Source organism: uncultured Thomasclavelia sp. (genome assembly GCF_944324745.1).
In the GTDB taxonomy this organism is placed as follows: domain Bacteria; phylum Bacillota_I; class Bacilli_A; order Erysipelotrichales; family Coprobacillaceae; genus Thomasclavelia.
The window spans coordinates 1-21834 of record NZ_CALUXO010000049.1 but is presented as its reverse complement, the minus strand read 5'-3'; the positions used below and the strand labels follow the sequence as shown (position 1 = coordinate 21834).

The window sequence follows — 21834 nt, the reverse complement described above, 5'->3', positions numbered from 1 at the left end:
TGATTGATTGATTGATTGATTGATTGATTGATTGATTGATTGATTGATTGATTGATTGATTGATTGATTGATTGATTGATTGATTGATTGATTGATTGATTGATTGATTGTGTCTTTATGCATATTTTTACTCCTTTTATTCTATAATCTATTCATATAAAAATTGACCAGTACCAGCATTATAAAAATACTGTTTTGAAACCAAATCATATAAACATGAGACATTGGACTTGTCTAAAGCGGGGCGTAAATCAAATACTAAATTATCATTTTCATCCCATACTTTAAAATAATACAATTTGAATACACCATATTTATCTAAGTATGTTGTATAATAAGATTGAAATATTAATAATGGATAAGTATGTTTAGTATTTGGATTTAACAAGGGTTCATGATATCCAACTTGTAGATCATTTACATAAAAAACATTTTTATCAATAAATAATTTATTAATTATGTTGCCATTCATTGTATACGTTGCATCATTAGTATAAGAAAATATTATTTTCCCATTATTTGGGGATGACCTAAGAACTCTTACACCAGCATTAGAAGTTCCAAAATAACTTTCATATATTGTACTATTTTCATCTAATAAACCCATCTCATATTTATGATTATAATTTGGATAATAACCAGTATTAATATATTGTGTGCCTGTACTAATCAAAGCATTTACAAAATTTATATTATCGGTATTATCAGATATTAAATTTCTTCTACGGAGTCCCCCCCCCCGCAAATTTTGTAGCTTTCGCTCATTAATTAAAATCCTCCTTGTTTACCATGCGCACCAATAGTATGTTTCATTATTAAAATAATGAGTTGATGGAAGTGAGATTGTAATATTATTGTCATTAAAAGTAACGGTATTATTTAAGAATATCATAAAAGAATTACCAACTAAATTTGTAGATAACAATACTTGTAATAAACCATTCAAAGCTATAATTCCATAGACATTTCTTCTATCACTAGTTAAGTTCTCATTTTCTTTTTGAATCACAATGTTTGTCACTTTACCATTAATTGGAATGACATAATTTGTAGCCATATCATCTGGTTTAAAACTTCCACTATACATATTTTCACCTCCATCAAGAAAAGACATTAGCAGTCTACGTCTTGCTAATGCCCCCCCTCAACGAACTCATAAGATTAATTTTCATTATGTTTTTCTCCTTTATCGAGCATAAATCTTCAAATTGCCTGTAACGGGTTTGTAATTAGCATTTAATATACCAATATCTAATGTTTCACAAATACCTAGATTTAATTTATTTGCATAAGGTCTTTGTATGTTTGTAAATAGTCTATAATAATTAGTTTCATTGTTTGAATTAGATTGAATAAATGTTTCCCAAAACAATCCATTCCATTTCATATGAATCCATTGGTTGCTAGTATCTAATGCTTTGGTATGATTGATGTTTATTTGTCCACAAGCAAGATTGTTAATTGTGATAACTATATTACTTGTGGTAGTTCCATCTGCATTATGTTTTATACCTGTTGCAAGAAAATAAAACTCTTCAAAATTTAAATTTTCATATTTTAAAGGAAAATCCAATTCTTCAGAAAAATTAATTTCTTTCCACAAAATCCATTGTTTAGCCATTTTTTCATCTCCTTCAATGGTTCTACGTCTAACTTGCATTGCTTACACCTTTAATATAAGCTATATTTTCCATAACACTAACTTCATATCTGGTATTAGCCTCAATACTGTAAGTATCTGTATAAATAGGATTGCTATTTTGATTTTGTAAACTAAAAATGATAAAAATTTTATAAAAAAGAGAGGGCATATTTGCAATATAACCATCGATTGTCATTAAAATCTTAACTTAATGACATTGCAAAATAAACCAGTTCTTTTTTTTAAGTTTAAAGACGTATCGATAATTGGGATATTTAATGATTGTAGCTGGATTAAAATCTGTGAATCAAATTCTAGCAGTAATGTATAATCTTCAAAAAATAATGCGATATCTTGTTTGCTGTATTGAACTTTTTTTAGTGTGTGTAAATCAAAAATTTGATTTTCATAAAAGAATCTTTGAAATTCATCAACGATAACTAGATGAGTACTGATGGTTTTAAGTTCTCTGTTTTCTTGGCGTAAAAGCCCTAATGCTACAAATTCTAAGATTGTTGTTACAAAGATGATTGAAAAGCCCATTTCACTTAAATTATATAGTGGCAACGTTATAAATAAGCTAAAACTAATAATAAATAACATGTATGAACCAATTAAAAAATAAGTATTTCGTTTACTGATTCTACTATCAATGAGTCTTTTAATATGCAATTCCATGAAATCCCCCTCCCTCTTTAATTGTTAGTGTATCATGATATTACACATTAACAATGCTTTAGAAAAAGAAAACTAAAAAATTAAGTAAAATTAAGAAATAAAACTAGCTGATTATCAATGCCTAAAAGTAATGACGCATCATATATTTAAAGTATTAGACTTTATTTTATAGTCTATCTATAATTATTTAAAAAGAGGTGAGGTTGATGAAAAAAGTTATTCTAGTATTTATATTGGCAGTAGTAATTGCTTTTTTGAAAATCAATGTTGCGGCTTCAAATCAAGCTCTACCCACAGGGGCACTATTTAATATTGCCAATCTACCAGAGTCACAAGATGATAGTAACCAAAGAATACTGATTTTATCAAGACAAGAAAATGAAATTACCAATTATCTTGTAAATCAATTACAATGTGATATTAGTGGTTATGAAGATGTCAGTCTTGATAATTATGATATTATCTTAGTAGATTTAATCGATATAGATGATTTTATGATTGAGGAATTAGAAAAATTATACAATAGTAATTATGATAGCCAGGAGGTCTCTTATTATACGATTAGTGATCAGGATTATTTTTGCTATGAAAAAGAGTTTTCTAATCGTTATCCCAAGGTTAATTTAGTATCTGGATTGGTTTTAAATCCAGATGATATAAAAGATGATATAGTTGATCAATATGTCAATGGCTGGTTAACTAGTGTTTATTATTAAAAAAAGGAGTGGTATAAATGAAAGTTTTAGTTTTAGAGGGAAGTCCTCACAAAAAAGGGTCTTCTAATTTACTGGCAGATGAGTTTATTAAAGGAGTTAAAGAAAATAATCATCAAGTCGAAGTATTTGACGTGGCCCACGCTAATATCAAACCTTGTCTTGGATGTGATTATTGTGGTATGAATGGTCCATGTGTTCAAAAAGACGATATGGAAGAAATTTTAAAGACTAAGATCATGGAAAGTGATTTATTAGTATTTGTAACCCCATTATATTATTTTGGAATGTCGGCGCAAATGAAATTGATGATCGATCGTTTTTATAGTTTTAATGGTAAATTGACCGCTAAACCAATCAAAAGTGTTTTAATTGCGGCAGCTTGGGATCAGGCTAAAAATACTATGACTGATTTATCATCTCATTATCAGACAATTTGCAATTACTTACATTTTGATAACCTGGGAGAAATTTTAGGTTTAGGTTGTGGTACTCCTGAAATGACAAAAAGAACTAAATATCCAAAGCTGGCTTATGAGTTAGGAAAAACAATTTAAAGAGCATTTAGTTGTTAGTTAAATGAGGAAAGAAAATGATTAGAAAAATTATCAAGGTATTATTAGTAGCCGTGATTTTATTTGTGGGTGGTTGTCAAAGTAGTTCATCAAATGAAAACAACCAAGAAGAAGTTAATGAAATTAATGAATCAGTATCAATTGTCCAATCAATCAAGTTTGAATTTGATGATAAAGAGATTATTGTCAAATTAGAAGATAATTCTGCAACTCAAGATTTGATTTCTCGCTTGCCGATGGCGATGCAGTTTGAAGATTACAATAATACTGAAAAAATTTATTACTTAGATAAAGAGCTGGATTTAAGCGATATTAATCCTGGCTGCACTCCTCTTAGAGGAACTTTGGCTTATTATGTACCCTGGGGTAATCTTTGTTTCTTTTATCATAATTTTGATTACTCGGATGATTTAGTGCCATTAGGCAAAGTTAGTGAGGGACTAGAATATTTAGAACAGTTGGATACGGTTACCCAAGTACAAGTATCTTTAGTATAGACCATATGTAACATGCATATGGTTTTTTATTTGGATTTTAAAGATAGTTTTTATGTGATTTAGGTGGTAAAATGGTATAATTAAAGAAAGTATTGATTAAAAAGGAGACATGCAATGAGTAGAATTGAAAGAAGTAAAGAAAAATATGAACAATTATTTCAACAAGAACAAAAAGTAGATCCGAAAGATCCAGAATTAATGCAACAGCTGCAACGATTAATTTTTGGTGAAGTCTTTGATATTGGTAATCTAACTGATCAACAAAGAGAATTAATCACTTGTACCATTTTAACTGTAATGCAAACATTGCCGCAATTAAAGGCTCATGTAGGAGCAGCATTAAATGTAGGGGTACATCCACTAGAATTAAAAGAAGCGATTTATCAATGTGCTCCTTTTATAGGTTATCCGAAAACTCTTAATGCCATAGCAGTTATTAACGAAGTATTTGAAGCTCGTAATATTTCATTACCACTAGAAAATCAAGGTGATTTTCCTGATGAAGAAAGATTTGCACGAGGTTTAGCTATTCAAAAAGAATTATATGGGGATGAAATTAAAGAACGGTATCAGTATTTGCCAGAGGAATTCGCTCAGGCTTTGCCAAAATTTTTAACTGAATGGTGCTTTGGAGATTGTTATACTAGAAAAGCTTTAGATATTCCAACTAGAGAGTTATTGATCTTTTGTATTTTAACCACTTTAAATGCCGGCGGCCAATTATATGCTCATGCGTTAGGAAATATTAAAGTAGGTAATTCATTAGAAACATTATATGCAGCTTTGATTCAATGCTTACCATATTTAGGATTCCCATGTATCTTTAATGCTTTTAATGCGATTAAAGAGCTGGCTAAGTAATATGTATTTATTTCAACAGATTGAAGAAATCATGGTGCAAAATCATGATGCTAAAAGTGTTATTGCAGAGTTTTTATTGAATGAAAAAGAACATTTATATCAATATACCATGGATGACATTGCTCATTATACTTATACCTCCAAATCCACTTTGGTCCGTTTTGCCAAGGCTTTAGGTTATAAGGGTTGGAAAGATTTTAGTCGAGCATTGATTGAAGAAATTAAGTATCAGGAAAATAAACAAAATACTGTTGATGTCAATTTTCCTTTTTTAGCTAATGATGATTATAAAAAAATAATTAATAATATTGCTAATTTACAAATAGAAAGTATTCTAGATACAGTTAATTTAATTGATGAAAAAATGCTGGAACTGGCAGTCATGCGTCTTGCTAAAGCTAAAAATATTATTTTATTTGGGATGCGGCCAAATTCCTATTATGCCGAAAGTTTTCGGTGGAAATTTTTAAGTATCGGTAAACATATTCAAATTGCCAGTTATGGTGAATTTGGAATGCTGGCTAGAACCATGAACAAAGATGATTTAGCTATATTAGTATCTTATTCAGGCAATAATACTAGTAAAGATCCCATGGCTCAAGTTCCTATTTTAAAGCAAAATAATGTTATGATGATTGCAATGACCAGCGGTGGTAATAATTATTTACAGCAAAATATTGATTGTGTTTTTGAAATATCCGCCCAAGAACGTCTTTTCAGCAAAATTTCTACTTTTGCTACGGAACAGTCGTTGTTATTAATCTTTAATGTTATTTTTGCTTGCTTTTTTAGAAAAGATTATCATCGAAACTTAGTTTATAAAATTGAAAATTCTAAGGAACTGGAAAACCAAAGGCGAGCAACATTAAAACAACTGAAAGAAGAATAAACACCATTTTATGCTAAATGGTGTTTTTGTTTCAAAAAATTTCATCAACATCTTAATTTCTTGAGCATTTTTATGAAATAAAATTTTGACTTTAAAAAGTTGTTTTAGTTTTATTGTTATAAAAAAATTGTAATGATAAAGTATGACTGTAAAAACAAGGTTTATAAAACAAAATTAAAGCAAGGAGAGATAAAAATGTTCTATTCAAAATTAAAAGATTTTCCTCAAGATTTTTTCTGGGGTGCTAGTACTTCAGCCTATCAAGTCGAAGGTGCTTATAACGAAGATGGCAAAGGATTATCAGTCCAAGATGTACATGTTAGTCCTGAAGGTATTACTGATTTTAAAGTTGCCAGTGATCACTATCATCGCTATCAAGAAGATGTCGCTTTAATGGCAGAGTTAGGAATGAAAGCTTATCGTTTTTCTATTGCCTGGACCAGAATTATTCCTGATGGAGATGGTGTGGTTAATCAAAAGGGAATTGAGTTTTATAATAATTTGATCAACGAGCTGTTAAAATATCATATTACTCCTTTTGTAACTATTTATCATTTTGATTTACCATTGGCTTTACATGAAAAAGGTGGCTGGGCTAATCGTAAAACGATTGATGCTTATGTTAAATATGCTCGAGTATTGTTTGAAAATTTTGGTGATCGAGTTAAATATTGGCTGACAATTAATGAACAAAATGTCATGATTAATCATCCAAATGCAATGAATCCTGGTCGGGTTCCTGATAAAAAAGAATTATACCAAGGATGTCATAATATGTTTGTAGCAGCAGCTAAAGTGACAAAATTGTGTCATGAAATGGTTGCTGGTGGTAAAATCGGTCCTGCTCCTAATATTACTGCTATTTATCCTGAAAAATGCAACCCAGCTGATGTTATTGCCGCTGATAATTGGGAAGCAATTCGCTGTTGGCTGTATTTAGATGTTGCAGTTCATGGCCGCTATAATAATTTAGTTTGGGCATATTTACAAGAAAAAGGATATACTCCAGAAATCTATGAAGGAGATATGGAAATAATTGCCAAAGCCAAACCAGATTACCTGGGAATTAATTATTATGCAACGGCTACAGTAGCCGCAGCTAAAAATGATGGAACTGATTGTCAACCTAGAAATGGTGATCAGCAAATAATGATTGGTGAAGAAGGGGTTTATCGGGCAGCTAAGAATGATTATTTAGAGATTACTGATTTTGGCTGGATGGTTGATTCAGTAGGAATGCGCGTAACTTTAAGAAGAATCTATGATCGTTATCATTTACCAATTTTAATTACCGAAAATGGTTTAGGAGCTAAAGATGAATTAGTTGATGGTAAGATTCATGATCAATATCGAATTGATTATTTGCAAAGACATTTTCATCAAACTAAATTAGCGATGATGGATGGGGTTGAAATCATTGGATATTGTCCTTGGTCATTTATTGATTTAGTTAGTACTCATCAAGGCTATGGTAAAAGATATGGTTTTGTGTATGTAGATCGTGATGAAAATGATTTAAAAGATATGAAACGCTATAAAAAGGATTCTTTTTATTGGTATCAGCAGGTTATTAAAGAAAATGGAAAATCAATCTAACAGTGATTAATATCACTGTTGGATTTTACTTTTAAAAACGATAATTATTATTTAAAATAAAAGAGGTGAAGTTATGAATAATAAAAGTATCAAACATTATATCGTTGTTTTAGTATGTTGTGGTCTAGCGGCTTCTTCAATTGGAATTTCAATTAATTCATCAGGAATTTTTTATACTCCAGTATCTGAGAGTTTAGGAATCTTACGGGGTTCATTTTCAATGCATATGACTATTTTTTCATTGGTGACGGCTTTTAGTGCTTTTTTCATTCCCAAAATAATGGAAAAAGTTCCGTATAAATTAATTTTAACCGTCAGTGTTTTAGTAGCCGTCTTGACAACAGGAGCAATGGCTTTTGCCAGAACTATTCCAGTGTTTTATCTTTTGGGAGCTATTCGGGGATTAAGTACTAGTTTCTTTTCTATCGTCCCATTGACTTTAATTATCAATCAATGGTTTGAAAAAAGTCATGGACTGGCAACCAGTATTGTTTTTGGTTTTAGTGGATTGGCTGGTTCTATCTGCTCACCAATATTATCATCTTTTATTGAAACTTTAGGGTGGCAAAGTGGTTATTTAATTAAAGCAGCGATTATTTTATGTCTCTGTCTGCCAGCTATTTTATATCCATTTCATCTGGATCCTCGTAAAGATGGTTTATTGCCTTATGGTTATAGTGAATCAATGAAGACAGAACAACAATCGATACCAGCCTTTAAATTTGTTACTATTGCTTTTATTAGTTTCTTTATTTTTAGCTTACTAGCTAGCTGTATTACTAGCTTTACACAACATTTTCCTGGATATGGACAATCATTAGGATATAGTGGAGCTACCAGTGCCCTGCTACTTTCAGCTGGAATGATTGGAAATGTCGTTTCTAAATTAATTATTGGGATTTTAAGTGACTGGTTAGGCGCCATGAAAGCTACGATAGTAATGATTGCCGCAATTATGGTGGGAATTTTGTTATTATTGACTGGTTCGAATTTTTATCTATTGGTTGCTGGAGCATTTTTATTTGGTTCCAGCTATGGAATTGGTGCAGTTAGTTTACCATTGCTTACCAAATATTTCTTTGGTGTTAATAATTATGCTAGAGCATTCCCAAGTATTTCGTTTGCTTCAAATTTAGGGGCTGCGATTTCGTTATCAATGGTTGGTTATATTTATGATTTCTTTGGTTCTTATTTTTATGGCTTTATTATTGCAATGGTCATGATTATTGTTGGAGCTGGATTATTAATGATTACTAATCATCAACGTTAAGCTGTTTAAAACAGCTTTTTTAGTAGACGATTTATAAAAAAAGTCAAAATTTTGACTTTTTGAATTTTTGGTAAATTGTCTTTTAAATAAGAAGCGGTAAAATAATAACTGTAAAAAGGAGATGATCAAGATGACAAAAACATTATATTTAATGCGGCATGGTCAAACGTTATTTAATGTATTAAAAAAAATTCAAGGATGGTGTGATTCACCGCTTACTGAAGAAGGAATTCGCCAGGCCAAGATTGCTGGAAAATGGTTTAAAGATAATAATATTACTTTTGATCACGCTTATTCATCAACTAGTGAAAGATGTTGTGATACTTTAGAATTAGTTACTGATATGCCATATGTTCGTTTAAAAGGATTAAAGGAACATAATTATGGGATTTTAGAAGCTGAAGGGGAATTTTTAGCGGAGAATGATCCTGAAAAATGTAAAACATATTATTTACAATTTGGTGGTGAATCTTCAGAAACAGTTAAAGAACGAATGATAAAAACATTGACAGAAATAATGGAAAAAGAAGATCATCAATCAGTTTTGGCAGTTAGTCATGGTGGTGCCTGCTTTAATTTTTTAAGAGGCGTTGAAGATGATTATCAAGAACAGCTTAAAAAAGGTTTTGGTAATTGCTGTATCTTTATTTATGAATTTGACAACCATCAATTTAAATTAAACGATGTTATTAGACATCAATTTTAGGAGGAAAAAATATGAAATACGTAAAATTAGGAAATAGTGATTTAATGGTATCAAAAGTTTGTTTAGGTTGTATGGGATTTGGTGATCCTCAAAAAGGAATGCATAGCTGGACTTTACCAGAAGAACAATCCAGAGAAATTATTAAATATGCATTAGATAATGGAATCAATTTTTTCGATACTGCTATGGCTTATCAAGGTGGTACCAGTGAAGAATTTTTAGGTAGAGCAATTAAGGATTTTGCTAAAAGAGAAGACGTAGTTATTGCTACTAAATTTAGTCCTCGTACAGCTAAAGATATTGAAGAAGGAATCAGTGGTCAAGAATATGTAAAAAAATGCTTAGAAGCCAGCTTAAAAAGATTAGGTATGGACTATGTTGATTTATATATTTTACATTCATGGGACTATAATACTCCAATTGAAGATTATTTAGAAGGATTACATGAAATGATTCAAGCTGGTAAAATTCGTTATATTGGAATTTCCAACTGCTTTGCTTATCAATTGGCTAAAGCTAATGCAATTGCTCGAGCTAATGGGTATGAAGAATTTGTTTCTATTCAAGGACATTATAATTTGATCTTTAGAGAAGAAGAAAGAGAAATGGCTAAATTGTGTCAAGAAGATAATATTGCCATGACTCCATATAGTGCTTTAGCATCTGGAAGATTGGCTAAACATCCTGGAGAACAATCAAAACGATTAAAAGAAGATAGTTATGCAAAAGGTAAATATGATGCTACTGAAGACCAAGATAGAATTATTATCGATCGAGTAGCCAAGTTAGCTGACAAACGTGGAGTTACGATGACTGAAATATCATTAGCGTGGTTAATGTCTAAAGTTACATCACCAGTTGTTGGAGCAACTAAAGTACATCATATTGATGGAGCAGTTAAAGCAGCTGAATTACAATTAACTGATGAAGAAAAAGCTTATTTGGAAGAACCATACAAACCTCATGCTTTAGTTGGAATGATGGCTTCAAAATAAAAGGAGTAATGAAAATGGCATTAAGTAAAGATTTTTTATGGGGTGGTGCAACGGCTGCTAATCAACTGGAAGGTGGCTATGATCTTGATGGTAAAGGATTAAGTACAGCAGATGTTATTTGTGCTGGAAATCGGGATACTAAACGACAAATTACTTATCGTAATTTAGATGGGACTAAAGGAAGTCAAGTAATTATGCCATATGCTAACTTGCCTGAAGGTGCTGTTTGTGATTGTTTTGATGAATATTACTACCCAAGTCATGATGGAATTGATTTTTATCATCATTTTAAAGAAGACATTAAATTGTTTGCTAAGATGGGTTTTAAATGTTTTCGAATGTCAATTAATTGGAGCCGTATCTTTCCAAATGGTGATGAAACCCAGCCCAACGAAGCCGGTTTACAATTTTATGATCAAATCTTTAATGAATTAAAAAAATATCAGATTGAACCAATGGTAACTATCTGCCACTATGAAAATCCAGTAGGTTTAGCTAATAACTATGGTGGCTGGGTCAATGAAAAAGTAATTGATTTTTACTTAAATTATTGCAAGACCCTATTTACTCGATATCGAGGAATCGTAAAATATTGGATTACTTTTAATGAAATTAATATTATGAAAGTAGTACCATTTTATTCAGGAGCATTATTAAAAGCGGATAGTCAATCATGTGCTACAGCTATCAATAATCAATTTATTGCCAGTGCCAAAGCAGTAAAATTAGCTCATGAAATTGATCCTGATAATAAAGTTGGAATGATGATAGCTCATGGAGCTATTTATGGCGAAACTTGTAATCCTGATGATCAGGTTTTAGCAATGTTAAAAGAAAGAGATCGCAAATTCTTCAGTGATGTCATGGCACGTGGTTATTATCCAGCATACAAGTTAAAAGAATACGAGCGTGAAGGAATTACTGTAGATCTAAGTGAAGAAAATAAACAAATATTAAAAGAAGGATGTATCGATTTTATTGGTTTTTCTTATTATGATTCCATGACGGTTTCTAATCAGGCTACGGGTAGTATCAGTAATGTTATTTCATCAACCGTTAAAAACCCTTATTTGGAAATGACAGCCTGGGGACGTGAAATTGATCCTCAAGGTTTACGAATTGTTTTAAATGATTTGTATGATCGTTATCAAAAACCATTATTTATTGTCGAAAATGGACTTGGGGTTCAAGATGAGCTGGTTAATGGAACTGTCGAAGATGATTATCGAATTGATTATTTAAGAAAACATATTATTGAGATGAAAAAAGCAGTAGAAGAAGATGGTGTTGAATTATTAGGGTATTTGGTCTGGGGCTGCATTGATTTAGTTTCAGCAGTAACTGGTGAGATGAAAAAACGTTATGGTTTTATTTACGTTGATCGTGATAATTATGGTAATGGATCATTAAAACGATATCCTAAGAAAAGTTTTGAATGGTATCGACAGGTCATTGCTTCTAACGGTGAAAAGTTATAAAAAGTTAAAACAAGAAGTTTTTTACTTCTTGTTTTTAATTAGGAGATGATATTAATGGAACTAAGAGTATTGAAATATTTTTTGATGGTAGCTCGTGAGCAAAATATAACTAGAGCTGCAAATTTGTTGCATGTTACTCAACCAACCTTATCAAGACAGCTGATGCAATTAGAAGATGAATTAAACGTTACTCTTTTTCATCGAAAACGCCATAAGATTGAACTCACCGATGAAGGAATGTTATTTCGGCGTCGTGTTCAAGAAATGTTAAGCATTGAAGCTAAAATTAAAGAAGATTTTAGCAGTGATGCCCAACATTTAACAGGTTTAATTACTATTGGTTGTGGTGAAACACTGGGAGTCAAATGTTTATCTAAAGTAGTCAGTGAGTTTTCTAAACTTAATCCTTTGGTTCGATTTGAAATTATTACTGCTAATTCTGATATCATCAAGAGTAATCTTGATAAGGGGATTGTTGATTTGGGGTTATTAGTTGAACCAGTAGATATTACTAAATATAGTTTTAAAAAGATGAATCAAAAAGAGCGTTGGGGTATTTTAGCCAAAAATGATTCTTTATTGGCTCAAAAAGAATATATCCAACCTGAAGATTTATTGGGATATCGTTTATTGATGTCTAATCGTTCTATGGTAATTAATGAAATTGAAAACTGGTTTGGCAGTTATTATCAAAACTTGCAAATAGTAGCTCATTATAACTTAGGTTATAATTTAGTTCATTTTATCAAAAATGATTTGGGAGTAGCTTTCTGTCTTGAAAGCATTGATGAAATACGTGATTTGACTTTTATTCCCTTAAAACCAACTTTAGAAAGTGGTTCGGTAATCGTCTGGAAAAAGGATCTAATGTTATCACCGGCCGTTAAAAAATTTATTCAATATTTAAACGAATATCAAGAAGATACCAGCAATGCTTTTTAATTATAGTTGCTGATACGATATAAGTATTGGTTAAATGAATATTCTTATATTAAGATTAATTTATCAGATAATTTTCATTTAGAATTAACTGTCCTGGAAAGGAAAGCTTAAATGAAAAAATTAATTATTGGTATTATCGGTGGAATTGTAATAATATGTTTGATAATCGGGGTAAATATTTTTGTCTTGAATAATTTTTCTAATGATGATCAAGCTGCAACAACAGCTTTTCATAAAACTAGTCAAGAAGATAGCAGAGATGTGGCAACGGTTTATATGACTTCTAGTATTACACCAGAAAAATTAGTTGAGCTATATGCAGCTTTGAATTGGCATCCTACCGGAAATGTAGCGGTTAAATTATCAACCGGTGAACCTCCAGCTAGTAATTACTTAGATCCAGCTTTGATCAGTGATCTGGTTTTACAAGTTAATGGAACAATTGTTGAATGTAATACTGCTTATGGTGGTTCTAGAAGTAATACCAGTATGCATTATCAGGTAGCACAAGATCATGGTTTTACGGATATTGCCAACTTTCAAATTTTAGATGAAGATGGCTCAATGAGCATACCTGTTAATGAAGGGAAACATTTAACGGAAAATCATGTCGGTAAAGCATTTAGCAACTATGATTCTTATCTAGTTTTATCACATTTTAAGGGTCATTCGATGGCTGGTTATGGTGGGGCTATCAAGAACATTTCAATCGGTTTAGCATCAAGTGAAGGGAAATCATGGATTCATTCTGCTGGTACCAGTCGTTCGGGTATTTCTGGTAATCATGATGATTTTTTAGAATCCATGGGTGAAGCTGGTAAAGCGGTTAGTGATTATTTAAGTAATGGACGTAATATCGTTTATATTAATGTGATGAATCGTCTTTCAGTTGATTGTGATTGCGATGGTAATCCTGCAGAGCCTGATATGCATGATATTGGAATTTTAGCATCTACTGATCCAGTTGCTTTAGATAAAGCCTGTATTGATCTAGTTTATGAAGCTGATGATGGTCAGTCTCTAGTAGAACGAATTGAATCTAGAAATGGTCTACATACTTTAGAGTACAGTGAACAAATAGGTCTAGGAAAGCAAGATTATTATCTGGTAAATATTGATGATTGAGATTATAAGAGGACAGTTAATCTATTTTTGGTATTATTTTGATTTACAATTTAGGCAGATATTTGTTTATTGGTTACAAGGAATTTTGATTGGTTCTGGGATTTCAGTTTTTGCTAAAGTTAGAATTAATCATTTATTTGAGCGCTTAATTAGCAAAGATTTTGGTCTCATTGACTTGTTAATTGCCAGTATCTTAGGTATTATGTCACCGCTTTGCATGTATGGGACGATACCGATTGCCGCCAGTTTTGCTAAAAAAGGAATGAAAGAGAGATTATTGGCATCGTTTATGATGAGTTCTATTTTATTAAATCCTCAATTATTGATTTATAGTGGGGCTTTAGGAACTACAGCAATGATGATTCGATTAAATGTTGCTATTTTAGCTGGATTTATCGCCGGAATATTAATCAGAATACTTTTTACAAAAAAATCCTTTTTTAATTTTACTGGATTTGATTTACCGGCTAGTCGTGACAATGATCCTAATGTCTTTATGCGTTATTTAAAAAATGTGGGAAGAAATATTAAAGCAACCGGCTGGTATTTTTTACTTGGAATTATTTTGACAGTATTATTCCAAATGTATGTTCCTCAAGAATTGTTCGCTAATCTGTTTTTTAATCAAGGTTTTGGGTTGTTAATGGCGACAACCTTGGGAGTTCCTGTCTATGTCTGTGGTGGGGGTACGATTCCTTTATTAAACGACTGGTTGCATCGAGGAATGTCTTTAGGGTCCGCAACGGCATTTATGATAACGGGACCAGCTACAAAATTAACTAATTTAGGAGCGTTAAAAATTGTTTTAGGTGGTCGTCACTTTATTTATTATTTAGTTTATATTATTGCTTTTGCTTTAATTGCTGGTAGTTTAATTGATATTATGGGTATAACTATCGGATAAGAAATGCTTAAAAAGCATTTCTTTTAATAGTATTTAAGTATTGGATTATTGATTTTAAAACCCATACAATATAGTTGTAAAATTTAATGGTTTTACGATTGTAGAGACAGGAGGTGTTAGTGTGAATAAGAAAATACTTATTGCTATTGCTAGTCTTGTAGTAGTTTGTATTGCTATCTTTGGAGTATTTACTTTTTTTAATCGTAGTAATGGAAGTAATGAAGTTACTGATAACGAAGCAGAAAATCAAAATACTATAAGTGAAGCCAATAATACTGTTACAGATACAACAAATACTTTAATTTTATATTTTTCAATGAGTGGCAACACCGAAACAGTGGCTAATTATATTCATGATCAAATTGGTGGCGATATTATTAAATTAGAAACTGAACAAACATATCCCGAAGATTATGATGAGTTGGTTGATTATGCTCGTGATGAACAACGTGAAAATGCACGACCAGCTTTAGCTACTGTAATTGAAAATATTAATCAATACGATACAATTTTTCTAGGCTATCCTAATTGGTGGGGTGATATGCCAATGCCCATTTATACATTTTTAGATCAATATGATTTATCAAATAAAACAATCGCTCCATTTATCACTCATGGTGGTTCTGGTTTATCAGGTACACCTGATAATATTCAAGAAGAAGAACCTGAGGCAACGGATACTGAAGGATTAGCGATAGCTGGTGATGAAGCGGAAAATTCTCAAAGTGAAGTAAATCAATGGTTAAGTGATTTAGGATATTAGAATGAAAGGAAGATTTGAATGAAGAAAAATTTAGGAGCAGCACTTGCTTTATATCCAATGCCAATTGCAGTAATTGGTACTAAAGTTAATGAAAAACCAAGTTGGACATTAGTAGCCCATGTTGGTATTGTTTCACATGATAGTGTTTTAGTTAGTTTAGCTAAACCACATTATATTAATCAAGGAATTAAGGAGAATGGTCGTCTATCAATTAATTTGATCAATCCAGAACTTTTAAAGAAAGCCGATTATGCTGGTAGTGTTAGCGGTCATAAATCTGATAAATCAACTTTATTTGAATATCAGATGAGTGATAATGATGTCCCAATGATTAAAGAGGCACCATTAGTTATTGAAGGTTCAGTGGTTGATGTTTATGAGTATCAAAATTTTGATAATTTTATTATTAAAATTGAAAATACTTTTGTAGAAGAAGAATGTTTAAATGAAAATGGAAAAATTGATTATTTAAAAGTTAATCCAGTTTTATTTGATTTCCCTAACTATGAATATTTATCATTAGGTAATGTTGTAGGAAAGTGTTTAAAATTGGATGATTAGAAACTTGGGAACTATCCCAAGTTTTTTAATATTTTTATAACATTTCATTAATAATTGTTCAAAAGCTTATTATTATAATCTAACTACAAATATAGTAGTAAAGAGGTAAAATATGAAACGATTATTAATGATATTAAAAAGAAATGTAATATATTTACCAGATATTATTTTTAGATTATTCTGGTATTCAAGAAAAAATGACCGACATTCTAAGCAAGAAAAATACAACTTTATCCGTAAAATATCCTATAAGGCAATCAATAAAGGGAATCTTTTAGTCAAAGTTTATGGAAGTAGTAATCTTCCTGAAGAGAATGGTTTTATTTTTTATCCTAATCATCAGGGAGTTTTTGATGGCTTTGCCATTGTTTATGCCTGTGATATACCATTTTCCCCAGTAATAAAGAAAGAATTGATGGATAAATCAATTGTAAAGCAAACATTTGCCTGTTTAGAGTCATTGCCAATGAATCGCCAAGATATTCGACAGTCAATGAAAATCATCAATGAGGTGGCAAATCGGGTTAAGCGAAAAGAAAACTGTCTTATTTTTGCTGAGGGTACTAGAAGTAATAGTAATAATTTAAATGAATTTAAAGCCGGTTCATTTAAAGCAGCATATAAAAGTAAATGTCCGATTATACCTGTAGCATTAATAAATTCTTTTCTTCCATTTGATGAAAATAATGATGAACCAGTTATCGTTCAAGTCCATTTTTTAAAACCAATTTATTATGATGAATATTGTAATAAAAAAACTAATGAAATAGCTATGATGGTCCAGCAGCAAATTCAAACAGTTATTAATGATTATAGTTAATCTTAAAATAATGTTAATTAAACCAGAAGTTATATTAATTTTCTTCTGGCTTTTTTGGCTAAAAGGCTAAAAAGGAGCATAATTTTTATACTTTATCTAAATTATAGAATTTTAGATTGATAATATTTTATATTGATTCTTGTTGTAGCTTATTAATTTGATGGCGTATTTTTTGTTGCACTCTATGATTATTTTTTTGAACCTTTAGTGTTCTTATTAAAATTATGTTTAGTATCTTTTTGATGTATATGCCATTAGGGCTTTTAGCTCGAGGAAGTTTTAGAATCTTTAAAGATAATAAATTTCTTTTTTCGTTTATTATAATCTTTGTAACCTTACATGAAGTGGTTCAAGTTATCAGTTTGAAAGGGTATTTTGATATAAATGCGATTATTGTTGGTAGTTTAGGAGCTATATTAGTTTGTATTATAATTGATTTATTTAATAAATATATCCCAATGCAATCAATAGTTGAAAGATAATTGTGGCAAATTTAAATAATCATTGTAGAAATAAGCAATTTTTTTGTTACAACTTACTATAAATATTAATGTGAATGTAATATAATAAATCATATTATTTAGTGAGGATGATTATGATGAAAAAACCAGTTATTGGAATTACTTGTGATTATGAATATAATGATGCTGCAATTAAAAGTAATAATATTGCAGATAAAGCTCTCAAATGGCATGTTTTATCAGAAAATTATAGTCTGGCAATTGAAAAAGCTGGCGGAATTCCTTTGTTATTACCTGTTTGTCATCAGGAAGAAAACTATTTAGAGCTTATTGAACTAGTTGATGGGGTATTGATTACGGGTGGTAATGATATTGATCCTTTGTTGTTTGGTGAAGTTGATAAGGGTAAATGCGGACGAATAAATCCTGCTAGAGATAGTCAGGAAATTGCAATAGTAAAAAGAATTATTGAACGAACTAATAAACCATTATTATGTATCTGTCGTGGCCATCAGGTATTAAATGTAGCTTTAGGTGGGACGCTCTATCAAGATTTAGAAGAAGGATGTCAAACGATTGAGCATATGAAAAGTAATTATCCGATGAATTTACCAAGCCATCATGCTTTGATCGATCGTGATAGTAAATTATTTAATATTTTTACCAATGATAAGATTGGGGTTAATTCATTTCATCATCAAGCTGTTAAAGAATTGGGTCATAATTTAAAAGTAACCGCTAAATCAGATGATGGAGTTATTGAAGCAATTGAATATAATGATGATCGTTTTATCATCGGTATTCAATGGCATCCAGAAAAAATGTATGATAGTTTACAACAACAATTAATTTTTGAAGCTTTTATAGCTGCTTGTCAAAAATAACCAGGGATTCCTGGTTATTTTTGATTATAATTTTTGATTAATAGGAGGATCTGGTTAGGATCAAGTGGTTTTGAAAAATAGTATCCTTGAATCATATCAACATTCCAGGTTATCATTTTCTGATATTCGTCAAGAGTTTCAATTCCTTCACCAATAACAAAGAAATCATGTTTCTTTAAAATATTGACGATGTCTTGATAAAAGGTTGCAGCTTGATTATTATCATTGATTCCCTCTAATAAAGAACGATCTAGTTTGATTGTTGAAAATGGAAATTTCATCACAGTGCTAAAATTAGCATAACCAGAACCAAAATCATCTAAACACAAACCGATATTCACGGTTTGAATTTTAGAAATAAAAGTAGCTACTTCATAAGTATATTTTGTGGCCATATTTTCGGTAATTTCAAATTGAAATTTTGAACAGGGGATGTCATAGCTGTTAATGATTGATAAAATTTCATCACAATATCCAGGTTCTAGCAACTCTCGTGGTGAGATATTAATTTTGATATCTTTAATCTTTGATAAGAGCATTTCATTATTTTTGATAAATTGACAAATTTTTTTAATTTGCATCGGCATGATTTTAGTTAATAAGTCATTATTAGTAGCAATTTTAATAAATGTTTCTGGTTCAATGTAACCAAGCTGTGGATGTTTAAGGCGACTTAAGGCTTCTAAAGAAACATAATTATTTTGTTTTATGGAATAAATTGGTTGATACCAGATCTCAAATAAATCTTGATCTACTGCTTCTGGTAAAAATTTTTCAATAATGCGTTCAAAGTCAAACTGTTCTTTAAGTTTAGGGTTATTTATTAAGAAGGTTTCACCATATTTAGGAGTTGTTTGCATCAAAAAATCTGTATAACCAATTATCTCGGCGGTATTTTCAAACTGGTGAGGAATTATTCTAGAAATTATTATCGGACAATTGATTGTTTTATCATCAATTTGGACTTCATGTTTAAATAGCTGATCGATTTTATTAATGATTTTATCAGCGGATTTTTGATTTGTAACAATGACAAAGCGATTGGCCTTTAATCTAAAAACTTGATGTTTTTTATCAATGTGCCATAATGAGTTAGCGAATGCAATAATAATGTTTTGACTAGTTTTGTCACCATAGATGCGTCCGATTCTTTCCATTAAATAAAAATCTATTGTTATTAAAATATTACTGATATTATTATTATCGAATTGTTCATTCATCCAAAGCTGAAAATATTTTTCATTAAAAACATGAGTTTCTAAATCAATGTAAGCATAGGGATTTTTTAATTTTAAATATAAAAGGCTGATTGAAAGAATGACTGAAAAAATATAAAAGAGTTTAATGTGTAAATAATATTGTAAAACGATTCCAATGATAATAATTATATTGCTTTCGACTAGCGGATAAGTGTCTCTAATGCTTAATTGATTTCTATGAGTAATAATATAAATTAAATTGAAAAGATTATATCCCAGTACAACATAAATAGAAATAAAAAAATAGTTGTAAAGATGAAAGTTAGGTCCACTGATAAAAGAAATAACGTTATCGGGAATATTAAACAAAAAAATAAAGAAAGAGATAATAATTGGGATTATTGCTCGACGTTTAAGTTGTTTTATATGTTTTAATTTAAAGTGGCTTTTAGTAATGATAAAGCAAAATAATTTATATGTGAAAATGATTTTTAACAGATAAAAGATTGTTGCGATAAATATAAATAAATTGCTACTAATTGTTGCATAATTTTTAATTATATTCAGGATTATTCCACTACTTGAAATTCCGATACCACAAATAATGATTTGATAAAATTCCTTGGTATTACGATCATTTAATTTTCGTTGCTGCCAAAAATGATATAAAATCACGATTAATAATATTAGTCCGGTCCATAAATAATGATGCAGCCATTTCATCTTCCTTCCTCCAATAACACCAAATTTTTCATGTTTAAATTTATAAATAACCATATCATATGATATTGATTGTTTCAAGAAGAAATATCAGTATATATTTATATGATAAATATGTGATAAAATATAAAAATCTTATTTAAATGTTTTAGATGATTTAAAAATCTTATAAGTATATTTAGGTGAGATTAAACGAGTAGGAAATTGGATTATTCCAAAAAACAGATTACTATGGCATTAATTCAATTATTACAAAATCAGCCCATCGAAGACATTTCAATTACTAAACTATGAACAATCTAAAGTTTCCCGAAATGCTTTTTATAATAATTTTGATAGTATTGAAGCGGTTTTAAAATAAACTTATCAACAAGCTCATTATGAAGCTTTTGCCAATAAATTAAGTTGTAATGATTATTTTCAAAGCCAGAAGTTTATCAAAGATATCATTGATTTTTTTGATACTAATACCAAATTGCTTTTGGTGTTAGTTAAGTGGAATCTTTTAGGCTATATTGCGATATATAATACCAAACTAACTTGTAAAGCGGTAAAAAATATAATGATGAAATAATTAAAAATAATGTTGAATATTATAGTGTGTTTTTCTGGGAAAATTATTTTAATATTTGTACGTTATATGGATTGTTACTGAAAAAAATGAATTACTAGAGGTATTATATCAATTGATTTTACATTTTAATAATCAAATGAATCAGTCTTTATTTGTCTAAAAGTTTTAAAGGAGAAAAACATGAATGAACAATTAATAGAAGTAAAATTCAATTTAGAAAAAGTGTTTTTGAAGTGATCATTTTTGAAGATGCTATTCAAGCTGTAACTTATCTGGATTTGTGTATTGATCAGCGAACAGTTGATTTTGGCGGATCGATGAAATTAGAAGAAATGAATTTATATAAAATATTGAGTCAACACAATCAAGTGTTCTGGCATCAACGATTAACACTAGAAACATTGAGTCATTAAGTTCGTTTGCAGGCTAATCAACCTGATATCTATCTTTCATCAGTAAATGGATTAGCTAAATCCGGTGGGATAATTAATATTGATGGTAATAGAAACCGCGTTGCTTTAATCTTTTATGGACATGAAAAAGTATATTTGATCATTGGTAAAAACAAACTGGCTGGAAATTATCAACAGGCAGTCGATTGAGCTCATAGTATTGCAGCGTCAATAAATGCCAGACGTTTACAGATAAAGACTCCCTGCGCTATTAATGCTGATCGTTGTTATGATTGTCAAAGTCCTGAGCGTATTTGTCAGGGATTATCAGTTTTATGGATAGCACCATTGACTAGTGAGATTGAAATAATTTTATTCAATCAAGATCTAGGTTATTAACAATTAATAAACTTTACATTAAAGAGGTTGTAAAAAAGATAGTAATGACTACAATAGTTGTATTGGGGTGATGGATATGTGGATGATTTATGCTTTTGGTTCTGCTTTTTTTGCCGGTATTACCGCTATTTTGGCAAAATGTGGTATTCGTGAAACCGATTCTAATCTGGCTACAGCTATTAGGACAATT

General features: G+C 30.3%; 24 protein-coding genes. 19 read left to right on the top strand and 5 right to left on the bottom strand.

Annotated elements, in window-relative coordinates; all coding sequences use genetic code 11:
• Positions 1-148: 148 nt before the first annotated feature.
• The 4 genes from Q0K54_RS05975 to Q0K54_RS05960 form a co-directional block, all read right to left on the bottom strand.
• Positions 149-673 (bottom strand): hypothetical protein, encoded by a 525-nt coding sequence (locus tag Q0K54_RS05975; protein ID WP_294579066.1) that lies wholly within the window; start codon positions 671-673, stop codon positions 149-151.
• A 111-nt stretch (positions 674-784) separates the two neighbouring features.
• Complete coding sequence (locus Q0K54_RS05970; protein WP_294579064.1) at positions 785-1087, bottom strand: hypothetical protein; 303 nt, start codon at positions 1085-1087, stop codon at positions 785-787.
• Between the two features lie 99 nt (positions 1088-1186).
• Positions 1187-1660 (bottom strand): hypothetical protein, encoded by a 474-nt coding sequence (locus Q0K54_RS05965; protein WP_294579061.1) that lies wholly within the window; start codon positions 1658-1660, stop codon positions 1187-1189.
• A gap of 177 nt (positions 1661-1837) precedes the next feature.
• Positions 1838-2320 carry a hypothetical protein gene (locus Q0K54_RS05960; RefSeq protein WP_294579059.1) on the bottom strand — a complete coding sequence of 161 codons (483 nt, stop codon included), beginning with the start codon at positions 2318-2320 and terminating at the stop codon, positions 1838-1840.
• 206 nt (positions 2321-2526) lie between these two features.
• Between Q0K54_RS05960 and Q0K54_RS05955 the strand changes: the two genes are divergently transcribed.
• From Q0K54_RS05955 to Q0K54_RS05875, 17 genes are all read left to right on the top strand, one after another.
• A complete protein-coding gene (locus tag Q0K54_RS05955) occupies positions 2527-3036 on the top strand; it encodes a hypothetical protein (RefSeq protein WP_294579057.1) in 510 nt (169 codons plus the stop codon).
• 17 nt (positions 3037-3053) lie between these two features.
• Positions 3054-3590: a flavodoxin family protein gene (locus Q0K54_RS05950; protein WP_294579055.1), complete on the top strand. Its 537-nt coding sequence runs from the start codon at positions 3054-3056 to the stop codon at positions 3588-3590.
• A gap of 35 nt (positions 3591-3625) precedes the next feature.
• Positions 3626-4105: a cyclophilin-like fold protein gene (locus Q0K54_RS05945; RefSeq protein ID WP_294579052.1), complete on the top strand. Its 480-nt coding sequence runs from the start codon at positions 3626-3628 to the stop codon at positions 4103-4105.
• Positions 4106-4219: 114 nt separating this feature from the next.
• Positions 4220-4966, top strand: a complete 747-nt coding sequence (locus Q0K54_RS05940; RefSeq protein ID WP_294579050.1) for a carboxymuconolactone decarboxylase family protein — start codon at positions 4220-4222, stop codon at positions 4964-4966.
• A gap of 1 nt (position 4967) precedes the next feature.
• Positions 4968-5855, top strand: coding sequence for a MurR/RpiR family transcriptional regulator (locus Q0K54_RS05935; protein WP_294579047.1), 888 nt, complete (start codon positions 4968-4970; stop codon positions 5853-5855).
• 195 nt (positions 5856-6050) lie between these two features.
• Entirely contained in the window at positions 6051-7451 is a 1401-nt protein-coding gene (locus Q0K54_RS05930) for a glycoside hydrolase family 1 protein (protein ID WP_294579044.1), read from the top strand.
• Between the two features lie 73 nt (positions 7452-7524).
• Entirely contained in the window at positions 7525-8721 is a 1197-nt protein-coding gene (locus tag Q0K54_RS05925) for an MFS transporter (RefSeq protein ID WP_294579040.1), read from the top strand.
• 130 nt (positions 8722-8851) lie between these two features.
• Positions 8852-9427 carry a histidine phosphatase family protein gene (locus Q0K54_RS05920; RefSeq protein WP_294579037.1) on the top strand — a complete coding sequence of 192 codons (576 nt, stop codon included), beginning with the start codon at positions 8852-8854 and terminating at the stop codon, positions 9425-9427.
• 11 nt (positions 9428-9438) lie between these two features.
• Positions 9439-10422 carry an aldo/keto reductase gene (locus Q0K54_RS05915; RefSeq protein WP_294579034.1) on the top strand — a complete coding sequence of 328 codons (984 nt, stop codon included), beginning with the start codon at positions 9439-9441 and terminating at the stop codon, positions 10420-10422.
• Positions 10423-10436: 14 nt separating this feature from the next.
• Positions 10437-11900, top strand: a complete 1464-nt coding sequence (locus tag Q0K54_RS05910) for a family 1 glycosylhydrolase (RefSeq protein WP_294579031.1) — start codon at positions 10437-10439, stop codon at positions 11898-11900.
• Positions 11901-11954: 54 nt separating this feature from the next.
• Positions 11955-12842, top strand: a complete 888-nt coding sequence (locus Q0K54_RS05905) for a LysR family transcriptional regulator (RefSeq protein WP_294579028.1) — start codon at positions 11955-11957, stop codon at positions 12840-12842.
• A 111-nt stretch (positions 12843-12953) separates the two neighbouring features.
• Positions 12954-13967, top strand: a complete 1014-nt coding sequence (locus Q0K54_RS05900; RefSeq protein WP_294579026.1) for a DUF362 domain-containing protein — start codon at positions 12954-12956, stop codon at positions 13965-13967.
• Positions 13960-14871, top strand: a complete 912-nt coding sequence (locus Q0K54_RS05895) for a permease (RefSeq protein ID WP_294579024.1) — start codon at positions 13960-13962, stop codon at positions 14869-14871. The genes Q0K54_RS05900 and Q0K54_RS05895 overlap by 8 nt, the downstream gene beginning before the upstream one ends.
• Positions 14872-14992: 121 nt before the next feature.
• Positions 14993-15634 (top strand): flavodoxin, encoded by a 642-nt coding sequence (locus Q0K54_RS05890; RefSeq protein ID WP_294579023.1) that lies wholly within the window; start codon positions 14993-14995, stop codon positions 15632-15634.
• 18 nt (positions 15635-15652) lie between these two features.
• Complete coding sequence (locus Q0K54_RS05885) at positions 15653-16195, top strand: flavin reductase family protein (RefSeq protein ID WP_294579021.1); 543 nt, start codon at positions 15653-15655, stop codon at positions 16193-16195.
• Between the two features lie 112 nt (positions 16196-16307).
• The gene (locus tag Q0K54_RS05880) at positions 16308-17015 is read left to right on the top strand and encodes a 1-acyl-sn-glycerol-3-phosphate acyltransferase (RefSeq protein ID WP_294579019.1); all 708 of its coding nucleotides are present in this window, start codon (positions 16308-16310) and stop codon (positions 17013-17015) included.
• A gap of 598 nt (positions 17016-17613) precedes the next feature.
• A complete protein-coding gene (locus Q0K54_RS05875; protein ID WP_294579016.1) occupies positions 17614-18360 on the top strand; it encodes a gamma-glutamyl-gamma-aminobutyrate hydrolase family protein in 747 nt (248 codons plus the stop codon).
• Between the two features lie 14 nt (positions 18361-18374).
• Here Q0K54_RS05875 and Q0K54_RS05870 read toward each other — a convergent pair whose 3' ends face one another.
• A complete protein-coding gene (locus tag Q0K54_RS05870) occupies positions 18375-20282 on the bottom strand; it encodes a GGDEF domain-containing phosphodiesterase (protein WP_294579014.1) in 1908 nt (635 codons plus the stop codon).
• A gap of 804 nt (positions 20283-21086) precedes the next feature.
• Here Q0K54_RS05870 and Q0K54_RS05865 point away from each other — a divergent pair.
• Both Q0K54_RS05865 and Q0K54_RS05860 read left to right on the top strand, forming a co-directional pair.
• The gene (locus Q0K54_RS05865; RefSeq protein WP_294579011.1) at positions 21087-21266 is read left to right on the top strand and encodes a hypothetical protein; all 180 of its coding nucleotides are present in this window, start codon (positions 21087-21089) and stop codon (positions 21264-21266) included.
• 6 nt (positions 21267-21272) lie between these two features.
• Positions 21273-21455 carry an LUD domain-containing protein gene (locus Q0K54_RS05860; protein ID WP_294579008.1) on the top strand — a complete coding sequence of 61 codons (183 nt, stop codon included), beginning with the start codon at positions 21273-21275 and terminating at the stop codon, positions 21453-21455.
• Positions 21456-21834 lie beyond the last annotated feature (379 nt).